General features: G+C 33.3%; 15 protein-coding genes. 9 read left to right on the top strand and 6 right to left on the bottom strand.

The window, feature by feature from the left end; all coding sequences use genetic code 11:
* The first annotated feature begins 477 nt into the window (after positions 1-477).
* From ABI657_RS06025 to sufD, 6 genes are all read left to right on the top strand, one after another.
* A complete protein-coding gene (locus ABI657_RS06025; RefSeq protein ID WP_348096339.1) occupies positions 478-807 on the top strand; it encodes an iron-sulfur cluster assembly accessory protein in 330 nt (109 codons plus the stop codon).
* Positions 808-825: 18 nt separating this feature from the next.
* Positions 826-2,274, top strand: a complete 1,449-nt coding sequence (gene sufB, locus ABI657_RS06030) for a Fe-S cluster assembly protein SufB (RefSeq protein ID WP_348096340.1) — start codon at positions 826-828, stop codon at positions 2,272-2,274.
* Positions 2,275-2,281: 7 nt separating this feature from the next.
* Positions 2,282-2,776 (top strand): flavodoxin family protein, encoded by a 495-nt coding sequence (locus ABI657_RS06035; protein ID WP_348096341.1) that lies wholly within the window; start codon positions 2,282-2,284, stop codon positions 2,774-2,776.
* A 13-nt stretch (positions 2,777-2,789) separates the two neighbouring features.
* Positions 2,790-3,536 carry a Fe-S cluster assembly ATPase SufC gene (gene sufC / locus ABI657_RS06040; RefSeq protein ID WP_348096342.1) on the top strand — a complete coding sequence of 249 codons (747 nt, stop codon included), beginning with the start codon at positions 2,790-2,792 and terminating at the stop codon, positions 3,534-3,536.
* An 85-nt stretch (positions 3,537-3,621) separates the two neighbouring features.
* On the top strand, positions 3,622-4,011 hold the full coding sequence (locus ABI657_RS06045; protein WP_348096343.1) for a four helix bundle protein: 390 nt from the start codon (positions 3,622-3,624) through the stop codon (positions 4,009-4,011).
* Positions 4,012-4,100: 89 nt separating this feature from the next.
* Positions 4,101-5,417: a Fe-S cluster assembly protein SufD gene (gene sufD / locus ABI657_RS06050; RefSeq protein ID WP_348096344.1), complete on the top strand. Its 1,317-nt coding sequence runs from the start codon at positions 4,101-4,103 to the stop codon at positions 5,415-5,417.
* Positions 5,418-5,505: 88 nt separating this feature from the next.
* Here the strand turns inward: sufD and ABI657_RS06055 are convergent, their stop codons facing one another.
* A complete protein-coding gene (locus ABI657_RS06055) occupies positions 5,506-6,465 on the bottom strand; it encodes a 3',5'-cyclic-nucleotide phosphodiesterase (protein WP_348096345.1) in 960 nt (319 codons plus the stop codon).
* A gap of 173 nt (positions 6,466-6,638) precedes the next feature.
* On the opposite strand from ABI657_RS06055, the gene ABI657_RS06060 reads away from it, so the two are divergent.
* Positions 6,639-8,192 carry an aldehyde dehydrogenase family protein gene (locus tag ABI657_RS06060; RefSeq protein WP_348096346.1) on the top strand — a complete coding sequence of 518 codons (1,554 nt, stop codon included), beginning with the start codon at positions 6,639-6,641 and terminating at the stop codon, positions 8,190-8,192.
* Positions 8,193-8,264: 72 nt separating this feature from the next.
* Here ABI657_RS06060 and ABI657_RS06065 read toward each other — a convergent pair whose 3' ends face one another.
* From ABI657_RS06065 to ABI657_RS06085, 5 genes are all read right to left on the bottom strand, one after another.
* Positions 8,265-11,027 (bottom strand): T9SS type A sorting domain-containing protein, encoded by a 2,763-nt coding sequence (locus ABI657_RS06065; protein ID WP_348096347.1) that lies wholly within the window; start codon positions 11,025-11,027, stop codon positions 8,265-8,267.
* A 470-nt stretch (positions 11,028-11,497) separates the two neighbouring features.
* A complete protein-coding gene (locus ABI657_RS06070; protein WP_348096348.1) occupies positions 11,498-14,347 on the bottom strand; it encodes a T9SS type A sorting domain-containing protein in 2,850 nt (949 codons plus the stop codon).
* Between the two features lie 403 nt (positions 14,348-14,750).
* Complete coding sequence (locus tag ABI657_RS06075) at positions 14,751-15,281, bottom strand: DUF6646 family protein (RefSeq protein WP_348096349.1); 531 nt, start codon at positions 15,279-15,281, stop codon at positions 14,751-14,753.
* A 43-nt stretch (positions 15,282-15,324) separates the two neighbouring features.
* The gene (locus ABI657_RS06080; protein WP_348096350.1) at positions 15,325-16,050 is read right to left on the bottom strand and encodes a metallophosphoesterase family protein; all 726 of its coding nucleotides are present in this window, start codon (positions 16,048-16,050) and stop codon (positions 15,325-15,327) included.
* Between the two features lie 202 nt (positions 16,051-16,252).
* Entirely contained in the window at positions 16,253-17,449 is a 1,197-nt protein-coding gene (locus tag ABI657_RS06085; RefSeq protein ID WP_348096351.1) for a C1 family peptidase, read from the bottom strand.
* A 223-nt stretch (positions 17,450-17,672) separates the two neighbouring features.
* Between ABI657_RS06085 and ABI657_RS06090 the strand changes: the two genes are divergently transcribed.
* Both ABI657_RS06090 and ABI657_RS06095 read left to right on the top strand, forming a co-directional pair.
* Entirely contained in the window at positions 17,673-18,467 is a 795-nt protein-coding gene (locus ABI657_RS06090) for a helix-turn-helix transcriptional regulator (RefSeq protein WP_348096352.1), read from the top strand.
* A 78-nt stretch (positions 18,468-18,545) separates the two neighbouring features.
* A complete protein-coding gene (locus ABI657_RS06095; protein WP_348096353.1) occupies positions 18,546-19,427 on the top strand; it encodes a type II CAAX endopeptidase family protein in 882 nt (293 codons plus the stop codon).
* Positions 19,428-19,468 lie beyond the last annotated feature (41 nt).

A 19,468-nucleotide genomic window follows, 5' to 3' on the forward strand; every position in this document is an offset into this window, starting at 1 on the left:
GGTTGAAAACTCTGTAATAAGCTTAAAGATTAATGATTCAAATGAAACGACTGTGTAGCTATTGTTGAATGGGACAATAATCGAAGTGCTTGGCTAGTAAGAAATTCATGGGGCGATGAATGGGGACAAAATGGTTACGGATGGATAAATTATAATTCTAAAATATTTTTTGTAGATTATGTAAATATGGATTAATTATGTCGTTAAAGTTAAAATCATACTATCTTATTTATAAAAACTCAGTTAAATATCTAATGAGCAATAATATAAATAATTATTAAAACCTTTTTAATATTACTCTGCTTTATAATTATAAATTTTTAATTGTTTTTAAATCCTCTTCATTTTGAAGGGGATTTTTTGTAAATCTAAATAACTAATATCTATTTTAACATTAGTTATATTAATGTGAAGCATTATGGAAAAAGGTTTTTAAGTCGTATATTTGCAGTTAATTTAGACAAAATCAACATAGCTATGATACAAGTTTCTGAATCTGCAAGTAAAAAAATTGTCGATATGATGAAAGACGATGGTTTTGACGCTGCCAAAGATTACGTTCGAGTAGGCGTAAAATCTGGTGGTTGTTCTGGATTATCTTATGATTTAACTTTTGACAAACAAATAGGCGAAAACGATAAGGTTTTTGAAGATAATAATATAAAAATTGCCGTAGAAAAAAAATCATTCCTATATTTAGCTGGAACTATATTAGAATTTTCAGGCGGATTAAACGGAAAAGGATTTGTTTTTAACAATCCAAATGCAAGTAGAACTTGCGGTTGCGGAGAGAGTTTTTCTCTGTAAAACAATTAAACAACTATTATGTCAAAATATACCGAAGACGACTTAAAAATTGAACTCGAAACCAAAGAGTATGAATATGGATTTTATACCGAATTGGAATCGGAGACGTTTCCTATTGGTTTAAATGAAGATATTGTTCGTGCTATTTCTCTAAAAAAAGAAGAACCACAATGGATGACCGATTGGCGCATTGAGGCTTTTCGCGCATGGGAACAAATGATCGAACCAGAATGGGCAAATGTAAAATATACTAAACCCGATTTTCAGGCAATTTCTTATTATTCTGCACCAAAAACAATCGATCCTAATAAAACATTAGACGACGTAGATCCGGAACTTTTGGAAATGTACAAAAAGTTAGGAATCTCTGTCGATGAACAAAAAATGATGAACAATGTTGCTATGGATATTGTAGTCGATTCAGTTTCAGTAGCAACGACTTTCAAGAAAACTTTGGGCGAAAAAGGAATTATTTTTATGAGTATTTCCGAAGCTATTAAAGAGCATCCCGAATTAGTTCGTAAACATTTGGGTACAGTTGTTCCCCAAAAAGACAACTTTTATGCAGCATTAAATTCGGCTGTTTTCTCTGACGGAAGTTTCTGTTACATTCCAAAAGGTGTTCGTTGTCCAATGGAATTATCAACTTATTTCCGTATCAATCAGGCAGGAACTGGACAATTCGAAAGAACATTATTAGTGGCAGATGAAGGAAGTTATGTTTCTTATTTGGAAGGATGTACCGCTCCAAGCCGTGACGAAAACCAATTACACGCAGCAGTAGTAGAATTAATCGCTTTAGAAGGTGCCGAAATCAAATATTCTACCGTTCAAAATTGGTTTCCTGGAAACAAGGAAGGAAAAGGTGGAGTTTACAATTTCGTAACCAAAAGAGGTTTATGCGAAACAAATGCTAAAATATCCTGGACACAAGTAGAAACTGGATCAGCAATAACCTGGAAATATCCTTCGGTTATTTTAAAAGGAGATAATTCAGTAGGAGAATTTTATTCGATTGCAGTTACCAATAATTACCAACAAGCTGATACCGGTACTAAAATGATCCATTTAGGAAAAAACACTAAATCGACTATTATTTCTAAAGGTATCTCAGCCGGTAAGTCACAAAACAGTTACCGTGGATTAGTGCAGATTAGCCCAAGAGCTGATAATGCAAGAAACTTTTCACAATGTGACTCTTTATTAATGGGAAACAATTGTGGTGCACATACTTTTCCTTACATCGAAAGCAAAAATCCTTCAGCCAAAATAGAACACGAAGCAACTACAAGTAAAATTGGAGAAGATCAGGTTTTTTATTGCAACCAAAGAGGTATTCCGACTGAAAAAGCGATTGCCTTAATTGTAAACGGTTTCAGTAAAGATGTCCTGAACAAATTACCAATGGAATTTGCGGTTGAAGCTCAAAAATTATTAGAGATTTCTCTTGAAGGATCTGTTGGATAGTTGTAAAATGGAAAACAAATCAGTCATCATTTTAGGTTCTTCCAGAAAAAACGGAAACACAACAAAAATTGCGGATGAAATTGCCAAAGAATCCGGAATAGATGTAATCGATTTGAGTGATTATACGATTTCATATTATGATTACGAAAGCAAAAATATTGACGATGATTTTTTGCCTTTAATAAGAGGTATAATTGAAAAGTATGATACTTTAATTTTTGCTACTCCTATATATTGGTATAATATGAGTGGAATTATGAAGGTTTTCTTTGATCGTATTTCGGATTTAATTCGAATTGAAAAAGAAACCGGAAGAAAACTCAGAGGAAAAAAAATTGGTGTGATATCAAATTCGCACGACAACGAAATTGAAGATAGTTTTTACATTCCGTTCAAAAAATCAGCCGATTATTTAGGTATGGAATACTTAGGTCACGCGCATTTTAATGCTAACATTCTAAGTCAGAGCCAAACAAAAAAAATAGAATTGACATTTATATAAAATAAAAAAAACAATGTTATCAATAAAAAATTTACACGCTGCAATTGGCGATAAAGAAATTCTTAAAGGAATAAACATAGAAGTAAAAGCTGGAGAAGTACATGCTATCATGGGGCCAAACGGTTCCGGGAAAAGCACACTTTCGGCTGTAATTGCAGGAAACGAAAACTATGAAGTTACAGACGGAGCAGTTTTCCTTGACGGAGAAGATCTCGCTGATCTTGCTCCTGAAGAAAGAGCGCACAAAGGAGTTTTCCTTTCGTTTCAGTATCCTGTAGAAATTCCCGGAGTAAGTGTAACTAACTTCATGAAAACTGCCATTAACGAAACCCGTAAAGCAAACGGCCAGGCTGAAATGCCAGCGAATGAAATGCTAAAAGTAATTCGTGAGAAATCTGAATTATTAGAAATCGATCGTAAATTTTTATCCCGTTCCTTAAACGAAGGTTTTTCCGGAGGGGAGAAAAAAAGAAACGAAATTTTTCAAATGGCAATGTTAGAGCCAAAATTGGCTATCCTTGACGAAACCGATTCTGGTCTTGATATTGACGCTTTAAGAATTGTAGCTAACGGAGTTAACAAATTGAAAAGCGAGAAAAATGCAATTATTGTTATCACGCATTACCAACGTTTATTGGATTATATCGTTCCGGATTTCGTTCATGTTCTTTACAACGGAAGAATTGTAAAATCTGGTGGTAAAGAATTGGCTTACGAATTGGAAGAAAAAGGATACGACTGGATTAAAGCAGAAAACTAAAAATTTTGTCTCAAGTTTTAGGTTTTTTTAGTTTCAGGTTTGACTTATTTTGTAAGTTTAAGCTTAAATTAAAAAAATAGAAATTATGGCAACAATAAATAGATTTGAAGATTTAGAAATCTGGAAAGAAGCTAGACGATTAGCAAAAGAAATACATCTTATTGCAATTGAAACAGAATTAAAATCAGATTTCAGATTCAAAAATCAAATAAAAGCATCATCTGGTTCAGTAATGGACAATATAGCTGAAGGCTTTGAAAGAGATGGAAATTTAGAGTTTAGACTATTTTTATCTATAGCAAAAGGTTCAGCTGGAGAAACAAGATCTCAGCTTTATCGCGTTTTTGATTTTGAATATATTTCAGAACAAAAATTCGAAATTTTAAAAACAGATTATGAAAACTTAAGCGGTAAACTAAAAAACTTTATCACTTATCTAAATAAGAAGGATTTCAAAGGAAATAAGTTTCAATAGAAAACATGAAACAAAGGATTCAAAGGAATTAAGTTCCGGTACACAACCTGAAACTTGAAACCTAAAACTCCGAAGGAAACAAAACAAAAATGGATTTAAAAGAAAAATTAGTATCGTCTTTTATGGCTTTTGAAGAGCGTGTCGATGTACATTCAGATTTACATGACATTCGCACAAATGCCTTAAAAAATTTCGAAAATAAAGGTTTCCCAACCAAAAAAGAAGAGGCATGGAAATATACATCACTTAATGCCATCTTAAAAAATGACTTTACGGTATTTCCAAAGGCAGAGAATGCAATCGAATTTAATCATGTGAAAAAATATTTTTTACATGAAATAGACACTTATAAATTAGTATTTATTGATGGTGTTTTCAGTTCACATTTATCTTCTACAACACACGACGGAATTGATGTTTGCCTGATGTCTTCGGCATTGACCAAACCAAAATATAAAATGGTTATCGATACCTACTTCAATCAAATTGCAAGCAAAGACGAAAGTTTGACTTCGTTGAATACTGCATTTGCAAGTGAAGGGGCTTTTATCAATATCCCGCAAAAGAAAGTGGCTGACAAACCTATTGAGATTATGTATTTCTCAACAGGAAACGAAGCGGCTTTAATGGTTCAGCCAAGAAACTTGATTATTGTAGGTGAAAATTCGCATGTTCAGATTATCGAGCGCCACCAAAGTTTAAATGAAAATCCTGTTTTGACCAATTCGGTTACAGAGATTTTCGCTCAAAAACGTGCTATTGTTGATTATTATAAAATCCAGAATGATAACAGCGAAGCAAATCTAGTTGATAACACTTATGTTTCGCAACAACAGGAAAGTCACGCTTATGTTCATACATTCTCGTTTGGTGGAAATATAACCCGTAACAATTTGAACTTTTATCACTTTGGCGAAAGATTGACAAGTACGTTAAACGGAATTACAATTCTAAGCGACAAACAACATGTTGATCACTATACTTTAGTAAAACATGCACAGCCAAATTGTGAGAGTTTCCAGGATTATAAAGGAATTTTTTCTGATCGTTCTACAGGAGTTTTCAACGGAAAAATTTTGGTAGAAAGAGAAGCTCAAAAAACAAATGCTTTTCAAAAAAGCAATAATATTTTATTGAGCGACAAAGCTACTATCAACGCAAAACCCCAATTGGAAATTTTTGCTGACGATGTAAAATGTTCTCACGGATGTACCATTGGACAATTAGACGAAACGGCTATGTTTTACATGCAATCTCGTGGAATCCCACAAAAAGAAGCCAAAGCTTTATTGATGTACGCATTCTCAAATGCAGTTATCGAAAGTATAAAAATACCGGAATTAAAACAAAGAATTACCAAAATCATCGCTATGAAATTAGGCGTAAATTTAGGATTTGACTTGTAGTAAATTCTCCTTTTAAATATATAACCGACAAAGTTAAATCTTGTCGGTTTTTTTTTATTTAATTTTTAATTTGAATAAATTTACTGAATTACAATTCAAAACGTTTTCCCTGTTCCGGAAAAATCAGTTTCAATCCCAAATCATTTTGATTTTTTAATTGCTCTTTAATTATTTTAATGCTTTTAACCGGAGGTTTTAAATGGGTAATAATTATTTTAAAATTATCCAAGGAACCTTTACCCGATAATTCTTCTAAAACATGAAGTTCTTTCATCAAATAATTTGGAGTCAGGTGTCCAAATAAAAACTGATCTGGCTGCTCATTCGGAAAAGAAACTTCTATAAAAATTCCTTTTAATTGTTTACTCTGAATTAAAGGTGCAATTGCTGTCCACAAGTCTTTTAAATTACTGCTTTTTTCTACCGTGTCAGGGCCTGTATCACCAAGATACAAAGCATAATCATTTCCGTTTTTTATCAAAAAAGCAGTGCTTTCATATGGATTGACATGACTTAAAGAAAAAGATTTTACCGTCATTGCAGTATTGGTAATTGGAGTTTCTTCACCAATATTCAAAGTCTGGAAATGATAACGTTTAATGTGAAAACCAGGCCCTTCATCTCCAAAATTAGCCCAGGTCTGATCATTAAAATAATGATTTTCCATCATTTCCATACATCTTTTTGTTGCGTAAATCGTTTTTGAAGAATCTGCCGGCGAGTTAATTATCAAACCCGAAACATGGTCTAAATGTGCATGCGAAATTAAATAGCCCTTAATATATTTTCGCAACACTTCACTTGCTGAAACTTTAAAAACTTTATTTTCAATGGCTTTTTCGATTCCAGAATTGATTGTACCGGCATCCAGACAAACAAAATCTTTTGTGTTGACAGGACCCAATAAATAAGCCGAAAGATTTTTTTCGTCAATACCTCCTTTTACTCCTAAAGGAACAACCTGAAAAGTTGAGTTTTGTTTTTTTTGCGCAAATGTATGGATCGAAATTAAAAAGAAACAAACTAAAAAGCTCTTTACAATTGACATATTTAAAAATTTATATTGGTACAAATTTCATCAATTAAGATGGATAAATTGATGACATACAATTAAAATCCTATTAAATAATAGTAAATTTACTTTGGATTACTTTAATGAAATTCATTTCGAAATAATATCTTTACGTAAAAAATATCACAATTTCAACTAAAAAAGTTAAAATGACAACAATAGCATCGCAATTTGGAATAAATGAAGCTCTGGAAAAATTGGGCATCAAATTTATAAATGAAGGAACCTCAACAGGAATGGAAAACTTTTCGTCCGGAGAAATTTTAGACAGCTATTCCCCCGTTGATGGTAAACTTATTGCTTCTGTAAAAACATCAACGTTTGAAGACTATGAAAAAGTGATGCAGTCAGCAACAGCAGCTTTTAAAATTTTTCGATTAACACCTGCACCACAACGTGGAGAAATTGTACGCCAATTTGGAGAAAAATTACGCCAGAATAAAGAAGCTCTTGGGAAACTGGTTTCCTATGAAATGGGAAAATCATTACAGGAAGGATATGGTGAAGTACAGGAAATGATTGACATTTGTGATTTTGCTGTTGGTTTATCCAGACAATTACACGGGTTAACGATGCATTCTGAAAGACCCGGACACCGCATGTACGAACAATATCATTCATTAGGAGTAGTCGGAATCATTTCTGCATTCAATTTTCCGGTTGCTGTCTGGGCGTGGAATACAGCGTTAGCCTGGATTTCCGGAGATGTTTGTGTATGGAAACCTTCTGAAAAAACACCACTTTGTGGAATCGCCTGCCAAAATATTATTGCTCAGGTAATCAAAGAAAATAATTTGCCGGAAGGAATTTCATGCTTAATCAATGGAGATTATACTGTTGGTGAGTTAATGACAGCAGACAATAGAATTCCTTTAATTTCAGCCACCGGTTCAACCCGAATGGGAAAAATAGTAGCTCAGGCTGTTGCAGGTCGTTTAGGAAAATCATTATTAGAATTAGGTGGAAACAACGCTATTATTGTTACACCTGATGCCGATATAAAAATGACAGTAATTGGAGCTGTTTTTGGAGCTGTTGGTACTGCCGGACAACGCTGTACTTCTACCCGAAGATTAATCATCCATGAAAGCATTTATGATAAAGTAAAAGAGGCATTGATTGCCGCCTACAAACAATTACGAATTGGAAATCCGCTTGACGAAAACAATCATGTTGGGCCGCTAATTGATATTCATGCAGTCGAAATGTATGCAAAAGCCCTAAACAGAGTGGTTGCAGAAGGCGGAACAATTTTAGTTGAAGGAGGCGTCCTTTCCGGTGAGGGTTATGAAAGTGGCTGTTACGTAAAACCAGCAATTGCCGAAGCCCAAAATTCATTCGAAATAGTACAGCATGAAACTTTTGCCCCGGTTTTATATCTGATGAAATATTCCGGAGAAGTAGAAAATGCCATTGAACAGCAAAATGGTGTGGCTCAAGGATTATCATCAGCCATTATGACCAATAACTTACGTGAAGCAGAAAGATTTTTATCTGTTACAGGTTCTGATTGTGGTATTGCAAATGTCAACATTGGAACTTCCGGTGCCGAAATTGGGGGAGCCTTTGGAGGAGAAAAAGAAACTGGAGGAGGAAGAGAATCAGGTTCTGATGCCTGGAAAATATATATGAGACGCCAGACCAATACTATCAATTATACAACTAGCCTACCATTGGCTCAAGGGATTAAATTTGATTTGTAAATTAAATACACAAAAGGCTTCCAAAATTGGAAGCCTTTTGCTTTTAATAAATAGTTGGTTAGTTAGTAGGCATTATTTTTTAATGATGATTTTAGCTGTAACGCTGCTTTCGGTATGAACTTTTACCAAATAACTGCCATTAGCAAGATTGCTCATATCAACAATGTTATTATTTCCTTGTTGTGTATTTACCAATCCACCTGATAAATTATACACTTCCACTTTTTGAATCGCCTTATCTGAATCAATATTCAACTCACTTAAAACCGGATTTGGATATAGTGTCAGTTTAGACCGTTTTAAAGTTTCTTCCACAGAATTGTTTGATGCCATACGGGCTGTCGTATTATACGCGGTACTCATGTAAAACAAATTTGCAACAGAACCTTTTGTTATTGTATTTGCTCCCGCAGGAAGTGATACCGTAACGATTCCTGCAGTTGCAGTATAAGAGATATTATTGACTTTTACAGTTCCGGTAAAATTAGAATCAAATACCAGCGTTAAAGTCGAAGCAACAGTTGTCGTATAAGTTATAGAGGTACTGGATTCTATTTTTAAACGAGCAGTTAATGTTAATCCTGCATAAGTTACTGAACCCGCAGAAGAATTCATATTTCCTGTAATAGTATAAAATGAACTTGTTTTTCCGGATACGGTAAAATTATGTATTTGATTTCCTGAAGCAGTTCCTGTAACAGTAATAGTTCCTGATCCTGTCGTTGCAGTTCCTGTTCCAGTGGTAGCAATAGAATAAGACAAAGTTGCTGTTGGTGTTCCTGTGATAGTAATTGTTTTAGCTGTTGTATTTTTTACAAAGGTAATTCCTGATGCAGGTAACCCCGTTACCGTAGCATCTGTTGCACTTCCACCCCAAGTGAAAACAATGGAACTAATTGCTGTACCACTTGTCACAGTTTGACTTTTATTACTTGTTGAAGTAAGGGTTTGAGCACTTACAGGAGTAACTGTAATTGTTCCTGATCCTGTCACTGCAGTTCCCGTTCCTACAGTACTGATTGAGTAAGAAAGAGTAGCGGTTGGGGTTCCTGTGATAGTAATGGTTTTAGCTGTAGTATTTTTTACAAAAGTAATTCCTGATGCAGGTAACCCAGTTACCGTAGCATCTGTTGCTGTTCCACCCCAAGTAAAAACAATTGAACTAATTGCAGTACCACTTGTCACAGTTTGGTTATTATTAGTGGTTGAAGAAAGTGTCTGATTACTTACTACGCTTGTTTCTCCCTGTACTGAAACCAATGTTCCTGTATAGTTAGTAATAGCTGATTTTAATGCTGTAATTACGGTAGAAGATGCGTCGTCTAAAGCATTATTAAAAGTCCATTTTAAATCTCCTCCCGAAACTCGCCCAGAATATTGCATTACTTTAGTTTGTGCTACCGCTGGCTGATCGATAACCAGATTTTTAACATATAGCGCGGCATTAGTATCAAAATTGTTATAACTATTTGCTCCCAATTTTGATTTGATACTGCTGCTAATAATTTCACCTCGGGTTGACGTTTCAATAGCATCAAATTCAATTGGATTAGTAGAAGAATTATAAGGAACATAACGTGTCTGTCCACTCATTGTATTATTAAAAGCTTTAATCGTTCCTCCTGCTTCTCCGGAGAAAGTACCTTCAGAATCATAAAAAATATCTGTTCCCTGTTTAGAAGTAAGCATAGGATATTTGCAATTTCGGAAATAATTTCCTTCTATAAATAAAGAAGAACCTAATGTTGATCCTGCACCGTATTTTGAGTTTCCATCATAATAGTTGTTATAAATGTGTGCAGAATAATAACGAACCCTTGGATGACGAGAATCAGAATGATCAAACCAGTTATGATGGTATGTAATATATAAACCTGTCGTGGTGCCTTCGCTTAAGCCTAAAAGACTTGCTTTTCCACTATCCCAAAAGTGATTATATGAAAACGTTACATAGGTAGAACCTTTATTGTCCATGGCGCCATCTCCTTTTATCTGATCTGCATCGCTTCCGGCGTTTCCGTAAAATAAATCGCAATTATGGACCCAAACGTGATCATTTTTATCCTGAAGTCCCACGTTATCACCTGCTGTACTATTACAGTTCATAAAACCCAGATTATTAATTTCAATATTAGATGCCGATTTAAGACGAACACCCATTCCGTTAACCACTGCATCATTACCAATACCTTCCAAAGTAAGATAACTGTTGGCATTATTGGAATTTTCGATCGTGATATCTCCGCCTTCCATTATGCTCATATCAGTTATGTTTCCGATAAGACGAATGATGAAGGGACGCGTGTCTTTTCCTTTTTTAATTCCATATAAAATATTTTGTAACCCTACACAAGGATTTGTGCTTGCACCTGTAATATCCATTGAAATAGTGTTTTTTGTATTTTTTGTAATGTAAAGAATTACCGCATTATCTTTTGGAGTTCCATCGGCTTTGTATCCTCCGGGAACACGGCCGCCATCAAAAGCAAATCCGTTGCGATCCTGAGCCAAAACAGTTAAAGTACTCGTTGTCGTTCCCGTTCCTTCAACACCTGAAATGACTGGTTTAACTTTTACGGTATAAGTCCCTGCTTTTAGTCCAGGAATATCTGCACGGTAATAAGAGCCATAACTTCGGATTAATTGATTATCAATTTTTTGATCCGTAAAACCGTTACCGGTATAGTAAACATTATAGGTTTGAACATTGCTAACTGGCTGCCATTTTACAAAAACTGATTCCAGCCAGCCCGATGCCTCGTTAATTTGAATTTGCTGTGACCATGTTTGTATTGAAACAAACAAAAAGGTCAGAAAAAATATTTTTTTTCTCATTTTGTGGTTTGGTTAATTGATAGTTATTTAAAAGTGGTTTTTATTTTTTATCGAATGCATCAATAAAATGTAATCGATTACTCAAAAATATAAAAATTTTTATTATTCATAATATTTTTATTATAAAAAAACATATTAAATAAAATAAGACAGTTTAAATGATTAAAATGTAATTTGTTGCATTAAATGTAATAAATTACACACATTAAAAATTCCTTATTTTACAAGCTTCCCAGCCATTTCACAAATTTGACTTAACAAATACTAACATTAATTACGTTTTTTGTTTTATAAATTTAAGTATGTTAAAGCTACAAAATAATATAAGAAAAAAATTACAATTTAAGATTAACAAACTGTAAATCAATTCCAAAAAATCACTCTGGCCTCGTTAGAACAACTTAAACAACAACACAATAAAAAAAGGCTCCCAAAAAATTTGGGAGCCTTTTTTTAAATTTAATTTTTAATTATTTTTTGATAATTTTCTTGGTAATAATACCCTCGCCTGTAGTTACTCGTACTAAATAATTTCCTGTAGCCAGATTGCTCATATCAATAGATTCAACCACCCTTGAAACGTTTTTGACTATTGTTCCAGATAGGCTATAAATCATAACGTTTTCTATTTTTTGACTCTCAGAAGAAATATACAATTGATCTGAAACAGGATTTGGATATAACGATAATTTTGAAGCCTCAATATTATCTCCCAAGCCTAATGTCGCATAAGCTGTTTTTATATAAAACAGATTCGCTGTGTCTCCTTTAGAAATTACATTATTACCAGCAGGAACTGACGATATAGTAATTATTCCTCCTACTGCAGCAACGCTATTTACACCATTAAGCTTGACTTTACCAACAAATGTTGGATCAAATACTAAAGTTAAGGATGAAACAGCTGCTGTTGTATAAGTAATTGTTGTAGCTGTTTCTATTTTTAAACGTGCAGTTAAATTCAAACCATCATAAGATGCAGATCCAGCAGTTGAATTCATGTTAGCTGTTGCACCAAAAGTGTAAAATGAACTAGTTTTTCCAGATGTCGTGAAATTATGTATTTGACTACCTGAAACTACAGCATTAACCGTAATTGTTCCTGATACAGCAACAGGAGTTCCTGAAGTGCCTGAAGTAATTAAAGTAAAAGTAGCAGAACCCGTAGCAGTTGGCGTACCAGATATTGTAATGGTTTTTGCTACTGCATCTTTTACAGACACAAGTCCTGCTGCTAATCCAGAAACATCAGCATCTGTTGCATCACCACTCCAGGTTAACATTATAGGAGTTATTGAAGCACCAATTGTTATTGTTTGATTGTTATTATTGCTTGTAGAAGTAAGAATCTGACTGCTCGGAGGCAATACAGTAATCGTTCCGGAATCAGAAGCTGCACTACCAGCCGTACCAGTAGTAGTAACTGTGTAATCTAAAGTTTCGGTTGGTATTCCTGAAAGAGTCAACGTTTTATTAGTAGTATTTTTAATCGTTGTAATTCCATTTGGTAAACCAGTAGCAGTTGCATCAGTTGCATCTCCTCCCCAGGTAAATACAATATTACTAATTGCAGCTCCAGTAGATACTGTTTGGTTATTATTATTGGTTGTTGCAACTAAAGTTTGATTTCCAGGAGCTGCTATTTCACCTTGTACAGCAACCATTGTCGATGTATAGTTAGTTAATGCTGTTTTTAATGCCGCAATTACAAGATAAGATTTATCATCTGTAGCATTATTAAATGTCCATTTTAAATCACCTCCGGAAACACGTCCTGCATATTGTGTTACCTTAGATTTAGCATCTAAAGGTGTGTCTATTACCAAATTTTTAACATATAAGGCTGCATTAGTATCAAAATTATTATAGGTATTAGCTCCTGATTTGGAGATCACAGTAGCCGGAACAATTTCATCTCTTGATAAAGCTAAATAAGCATCAAAATCTGTAGTCGAATTGATTTTACCTGCAATATTATACGAAGGATTTGTATCTCCATAGGCTACAAAACGCATACTATTAGTGGCAATATCTGTATCAAATGTATTATTGAAAGCTTTAATACTACCACCGGCTTCACCAGAGAATGTTCCCATAGTGCCTGCATTATTTATCTGATTAGTCGAATCCCATATATCAGTACCCTGCAATGATGTCATTATAGGGTTTTTAGTATTGCGGTAATAATTTCCCTCAATAAATAAAGAGGAACCTAATGTTGATCCGGAACCATATTTAGAATTTCCATCAAAATAATTATTATAGATATGAGCAGAATAAAAACGCACCCTAGGATGACGGGAATCAGAGTGGTCAAACCAGTTATGGTGATAGGTAATATACAAATCTGTTGTTTTATTTTCACTTAAGCCCAGAAGACTTGCTTTTCCACTATCCCAAAAGTGATTATATGATAATGTAACATAGGTGGATGTTTTATTATCCAATGCACCATCTCCTTTTATCTGGTCAGCATCAGAACCTGCATTTCCGTAAAACAAATCATTATTATGAACCCAAATATGATCATTATCCTGCTGCATGCCAATATTATCCCCAGCAGTACTGTTACAGTTCATAAAACCAAGATTACTAACCTCAATATTCGAAGCAGATTTAAGACGAACTCCCATTCCATTTACGACGGCATCATTTCCTACTCCTTCCAAAGTAAGGTAGCTATTTGCATTGTTGGCGTTTTCAATAGTAATATCACCACCTTCCATTACAGCCATATCAGTGATATTTCCAATCAGACGAATAATATAAGGGCGTGTATCTTTTCCTTTTTTTATACCATATAAAATATTTTGCAAACCAATACAATTTGTTTTTGTTATACCATTTGAACCAGTAACAACATCAAATGAAATTGTATTCTTTGTGTTTTTAGTAATATAAAGAATCTCAGCTCCTGTTTTGGGAGTACCATCAGCATTATATCCTCCGGGAATACGTCCTCCCTCAAATGCAAAACCGTTACGATCATGAGCTACAACTGTTAAAGCTGAAGTGGTAGTCCCAATTCCTTCAACAGTCGCTGTTACTGGTTTTATTGTTAAAGTATAAGATCCAGCCACAAGTCCTGGTACATCTGCACGAAAATAGGTGCCATAACTGCGAATAAGCGGTTCGTCAATTTTTTTATCTGTTTCGCCTCCTCCAGTGTAATAAACATTATAGCTATCGGCTCCTGAAACAGGAGACCATTCTACAAAAGCAGATTCTAACCAGCCGGCCGATTTAGTTATAGTAACGGATTGTGCCCACACTTGCGCAGACATAAAAATTAAAATCAGATAAAATAATTTTTTTTTCATAATTGTGGTTTAAGTAAATAGTGTAAAGTTTATAATTTCAAGCAATATGAAATGTAATCGATTACACAAAAGTAAATAAATTTTATTAATCACAAAAAAAAACATAAAAAAAACACATAATAAAAAAAAACCCTTAATTTTTTTTTAATTTAATAGTTATAACGTTATAGTGTTAGAATTATCTTAGTACTGTAAATACTAACTTACCGCGTAAAATATCATTAAAAACTTCAATTTTAAACCTAATAATTAAATAACAGAATATTCTTATTTTTTAAATTGAATAAGTTTATACTACAGGGAGTTTGTCTTTATGATTTAGATCTAACTTCGAAATGTTATAAAAAAAGCGGTAGTTTGAATATTTCAAACTACCGCTTTTATGCTGCTATTATTAAGAATGTTACAAGTTAAAAGAAGCTCCTAAACTAAAAGTTACCTGATTATTCAAATGGTCAAAAATATCATTATCACTACTATACTTTGCAATTGGAAATCCTAGTTCCGTAAAAACACCAAATCCTTCAGTAAAGAAATAACGTCCTCCAACATGACCGCCAAAATTTTTCAATCCTAAACTTAAGCCAGGATAAATATCTAATTTTTCATCAATATTAAATACCGTTCCTAAATTGGCATTAATTCTGAATTTTGCATCAAAACGATCTTTAAATTCTGGTTTCTCATTTGTATATGGATCCGGATTGTCGTTATAAAATCCTGAAAATTCATTTACTCCCAACAAATAAGTAGTAACAAATCCGTAAGAAAAATTTTCTGCCAGACCAAAATCAATTGAACCCTGAATTCCTGAACCACCATCTTGTAAATTGGCGCCAATATTAATTTTTGTATCTCCTTTTCCTTTAAAAGCTTCTTGCGATTGTGAAATTCCAAATACTGTTAAAAGCAATAATGTAAAAACTATTTTCATAAATCTAATATTTAATTTAATTGCAAAAATAGAATTTTTAGACTTAATTTCTGCCTCTTTCATCAAAATACAATTCGTTTAACGGGTCACTTTGCCAAAATTCTTTGGTTTCAACATTCATAATGGTCAAAGGCCCTTTAAAAGCAGCACCAGTATCAACATTCCATACACAAGCTTTTTTTATCGGAACTGTTTTTCCAATCCTTGTTACAGGAGTATGGCCAATAAAAATTTCTTTATATAAGGTAAATCTTTTTGGATAATACAAATCATCCTCTTTCATATTTGGATCCAATGAAAGTGCTGTCTCCCACAAAGTCCTATCCCAATAAAATGTTTTTGAAAAATATTCATAACTAACTCCATTCAGATTGGAAAATCCTGCATGCACAAACAAACGATTCTCTGCATCAATATAATAGTCCTTAAGATTCTCCAAAAATTTTATATGAATTTGTTTTTGTTCGTCATTAAGTTTTTCATAAGCCAAAACTGTGGCCTCGCCTCCATGCTGATACCAAAGTTCATTGTTTTTCGCGTTTTTAAGCCATTCAACTAATAAATCATCATGATTACCTCTGATACAAATACAATTTTGTCTGCTCTGAAGATCAATCAAATAATCAATTACTTGGGGTGACTGGCTCCACCCATCGACGTAATCGCCCAGAAATATTAGAGTATCTTTTTCAGTAACCTGGGCTTTTTTCATTACTTGTTTCAGTGCGAGTAAACCACCATGAATATCGCCTATAACAAATTTTCTCATTTTAAATTGTTTGATCTGAAGTTGTAAAAATATAAAATGATTTCGTGTTAGGAATTACAAATCTTAAACTAAATATATGTCTAACATTTGGTAAACTAATTCTTTTATCAAAACAGAAATCAGATTTTAAATTTAATAAAAAATCCCAAGGCATTTAAAAAATATTTTCTGCTCTTGGGGGTTTTATTTTAAAATCTATAAACTAAACGCCTAATTTCTTAGCAATTTCAGTTGGAATTCCACCTTTATTTACCAATAAAGCAGTTGTTTTGTATTTTACAAAATTTTTGGTTACAAACAAGAAACCTTTATAGTCATTTGTTTCTCCCCAGGAATTTTTTACAATATAATATTCTCTTCCGGTTTGGTCTTTGGCTAAACCAATAATATGCATTCCGTGATCGTCTGTTGTAGTATAATTATCAAATGCAGTCTGACGCATTTCAGGAGTAATTTCGGGTTCTGGTTTTGGTCCGTTAAACATATCTGCTTTTTCTTCAGCTGACATGTCTTCGAATTTTTTTGTCGGAACATACGCTACCCCATTTTTCCAGCTAAAACTTTTTTCACTCACGTCTGTTGCCCAAGCGACTGTGTATCCTTTTTTCAAAGCATTGTCAATAACATCTGTCATATCATTTACTTTTACATTATAAACCTGATCAAATGACCAGTTATCCGGCACCATCATTGTTGTTTTCTGATAATAAGGAGAAGTTGTAAAAGAGGACATTTCGATATAATCATCAGGATTAATTCCTACTACTTCTTTAGCAAAAGATTGTGGTGTATAATTTTTTCCTTTATAAGTAAAGTTGTCCGGCACTTTTCCTAAATAAGAATCGATAACGGCAGCGTATGCTTTTTGCCAGTTTGGTGTTAATTCGCCATTTGGATTTTTAACAACAGCCGTCAAAACACCTTCAATAAGCGCTGCCATTTCACCAAATTTATTTTTATCAGTTCCGTAGTTTAATCCTGTGTAAACTTCTCTTGGTACCGTTCCGTATTTTTTATACATATTAATTACATCATGTAAGGCACCGCCGTCACCTAAGGTAACTGCACCATGCATACGCACATAATTAATTCCTTTTTCAACATATACATTTCTTGCCGAATAAATCTGAGACAATTCTACAGGCTGTTTTCCTAAACGAATCATTTCAGATTCTAAAAATGAATTGGTCGAATAACTCCAACAAGTTCCTGAAGAACCCTGCAATTTTACTGAAGTAGTTCCTAAATTAATTTGTTCTGTAAATTTAAAGTTCTCTTTACTTTTATCACTTGCATTTAGTTTCAGCGAATTCACTAAAACGTCTTGTGCAAAACTGCCACTAACGCCAACTAAAAAGGCGGATGCCACTAAAACTGATTTCATCGTAATTTTATACATAATCAATGATTTAAATAGTTACTTATTAGTAGCCATTATTATATTTGTGTTACAAAACAATTAAATAATAAATAATTTGTGTGAATTATGGAAGTTAATTTTTTCACAATATTTTTATTGTGCGTTATAAACTTACAAATTACCCGGGTTAGACTCAATTATTAATATTCATTATTCTTACCTAAATAATTACTAATTTGCCCTGCAAATACAATCAACAATAATGTACCAACTGGAAAAAGAAATATACTTAGGAAATACCAAAAAGATTTTCACTAATACAAATGGTATTGCGGTTGTTGAAACAGAGTATCAAAATAAAGTTTATGAAGGCTGGCATTCGCATGATAACGCCCACATAACTCTTTTTCTAAAAGGTGGCACAACAGAAAAACGAAAAAACTTTAGCAAAACACTTGGTTCGGGTTCATTGTTGTTTTATCATAGTGATGAATTGCATTTGAATCAGGATACACTTTTCCCCTCCAAAAATATTAATATTGAGATTGAAGAAAATCTGTTTAAGGAACTTCAAATTACTGAAGCGATAATCGAAAAATCCGTTCAAAACGCAACGCTTACTAAATTTATAATTTTAAAAATCTTTAGGGAAAGTTTAGTTGCCGATGCTTTTTCGGGCGATACTATTACCATGTTATTTGCTCAATTATCCAACACTTCTCATTTGGAACGTTTTGAAAAAAGTCCGTTTTGGGTAAAAAGTTTAAATGAATTATTAAACGATTGCTGGAATGAAAATCCCAGATTACAAGATTTGTCACAGGTTTTAAATTTAAATCCGATTACGATATCCAAGCATTTTCCCAAATATTTCGGATGTACTTTAGGAGAATATATGCGAAGAATAAAAATCAATCGTTCACTTTCGCTGATACAATCCAATCAAACTAATCTTACCGAAATTGGTTTTCAATGTGGTTTTGCAGATCAGAGCCATTTCATCAGAACTTTTAAAAACCAAACCGGATTTTTACCCAAACAATTTCAAAAATTATAAAGCAGGCAAATTTCATTCTATTTTTTGGTTTTAATGTGACATACATTTGTTACAACTTAATACATACATCAATTCAAAATGGAAACCCTGACCAGAAAACAAAAATTATTCAATTTTCCTGTAACCAAAATTATTTTTGCTTTAATTGCCTTTATGGCTTTTGTCGTTGTCGGGCAGCAAATTGCCGGAAAATTATTAGGATTAACAGCTCTTGACAAAGACATTAGAAATCTTTTTAAAGGAATTATTGTTTCGGCTTTAGCCATAATAAGCTATAGTATCTTTTTTAAATATTACGAAAAAAGGGCCGTAACTGAATTAGTCGTGAAAGGATTGGCAAAAAATCTGATTATCGGAACTTTAATTGGCTTTGTCCTGCAAGCACTAACTGTTTTAGTTATTTACCTTAATGGAGGTTTTAACATTATTGCTGTAAATCCAATTTCGTTTATCCTTATTCCGCTTACAGTTGCCTTTACAATTGCAATTATTGAAGAAATCTTAGTTCGTGGCATCGTATTCAGAATTATTGAAGAAAAACTGGGAAGTTATATTTCCCTTTCTATTTCGTCAATTCTATTTGGTGCATTGCATTTGGCAAATCCAAACAGCACTTTGCTTTCTGGACTGTGCATTACATTTGCAGGTTTTTTGCTTGGTGCGGCTTTTATTTACAGCCGAAATTTATGGTTTCCAATCGCTATACATTTTGCATGGAACTTTACACAATCAGGTATTTTTGGAGCAATAACTTCCGGAAACGAGAAAACAAATAGTTTATTAATTTCTAAAATAGAAGGCTCTACATTGCTTACCGGAGGCGAATTTGGACCTGAAGGTTCTGCTCAGGCAACATTATTTTGTCTTATTGCTGCGATTATATTATTGGCTTTAAGTCATAAAGAAAAGAAAATAATTAAACCATATTGGAAATCATCCGACTTTAATAATCAATTATAAAGCAAAATGATTGCATAAAAAAACCGTCAAATATATTTTTG

Source organism: Flavobacterium sp., assembly GCF_039930565.1.
Lineage (GTDB): Bacteria > Bacteroidota > Bacteroidia > Flavobacteriales > Flavobacteriaceae > Flavobacterium.

Excerpts from the sequence above, each read along its gene's own strand:
- ABI657_RS06080 (WP_348096350.1), bottom strand. The coding sequence starts at position 16,050 with ATGAGAAAATTTGTTATAGGCGATATTCATGGTGGTTTACTCGCACTG.
- ABI657_RS06090 (WP_348096352.1), top strand. The coding sequence starts at position 17,673 with ATGTACCAACTGGAAAAAGAAATATACTTAGGAAATACCAAAAAGATT.
- ABI657_RS06095 (WP_348096353.1), top strand. The coding sequence starts at position 18,546 with ATGGAAACCCTGACCAGAAAACAAAAATTATTCAATTTTCCTGTAACC.
- sufC (WP_348096342.1), top strand. The coding sequence starts at position 2,790 with ATGTTATCAATAAAAAATTTACACGCTGCAATTGGCGATAAAGAAATT.
- ABI657_RS06070 (WP_348096348.1), bottom strand. The coding sequence starts at position 14,347 with ATGAAAAAAAAATTATTTTATCTGATTTTAATTTTTATGTCTGCGCAA.
- ABI657_RS06065 (WP_348096347.1), bottom strand. The coding sequence starts at position 11,027 with ATGAGAAAAAAAATATTTTTTCTGACCTTTTTGTTTGTTTCAATACAA.
- ABI657_RS06085 (WP_348096351.1), bottom strand. The coding sequence starts at position 17,449 with ATGTATAAAATTACGATGAAATCAGTTTTAGTGGCATCCGCCTTTTTA.
- ABI657_RS06060 (WP_348096346.1), top strand. The coding sequence starts at position 6,639 with ATGACAACAATAGCATCGCAATTTGGAATAAATGAAGCTCTGGAAAAA.
- sufD (WP_348096344.1), top strand. The coding sequence starts at position 4,101 with ATGGATTTAAAAGAAAAATTAGTATCGTCTTTTATGGCTTTTGAAGAG.
- sufB (WP_348096340.1), top strand. The coding sequence starts at position 826 with ATGTCAAAATATACCGAAGACGACTTAAAAATTGAACTCGAAACCAAA.
- ABI657_RS06025 (WP_348096339.1), top strand. The coding sequence starts at position 478 with ATGATACAAGTTTCTGAATCTGCAAGTAAAAAAATTGTCGATATGATG.
- ABI657_RS06035 (WP_348096341.1), top strand. The coding sequence starts at position 2,282 with ATGGAAAACAAATCAGTCATCATTTTAGGTTCTTCCAGAAAAAACGGA.
- ABI657_RS06075 (WP_348096349.1), bottom strand. The coding sequence starts at position 15,281 with ATGAAAATAGTTTTTACATTATTGCTTTTAACAGTATTTGGAATTTCA.
- ABI657_RS06055 (WP_348096345.1), bottom strand. The coding sequence starts at position 6,465 with ATGTCAATTGTAAAGAGCTTTTTAGTTTGTTTCTTTTTAATTTCGATC.
- ABI657_RS06045 (WP_348096343.1), top strand. The coding sequence starts at position 3,622 with ATGGCAACAATAAATAGATTTGAAGATTTAGAAATCTGGAAAGAAGCT.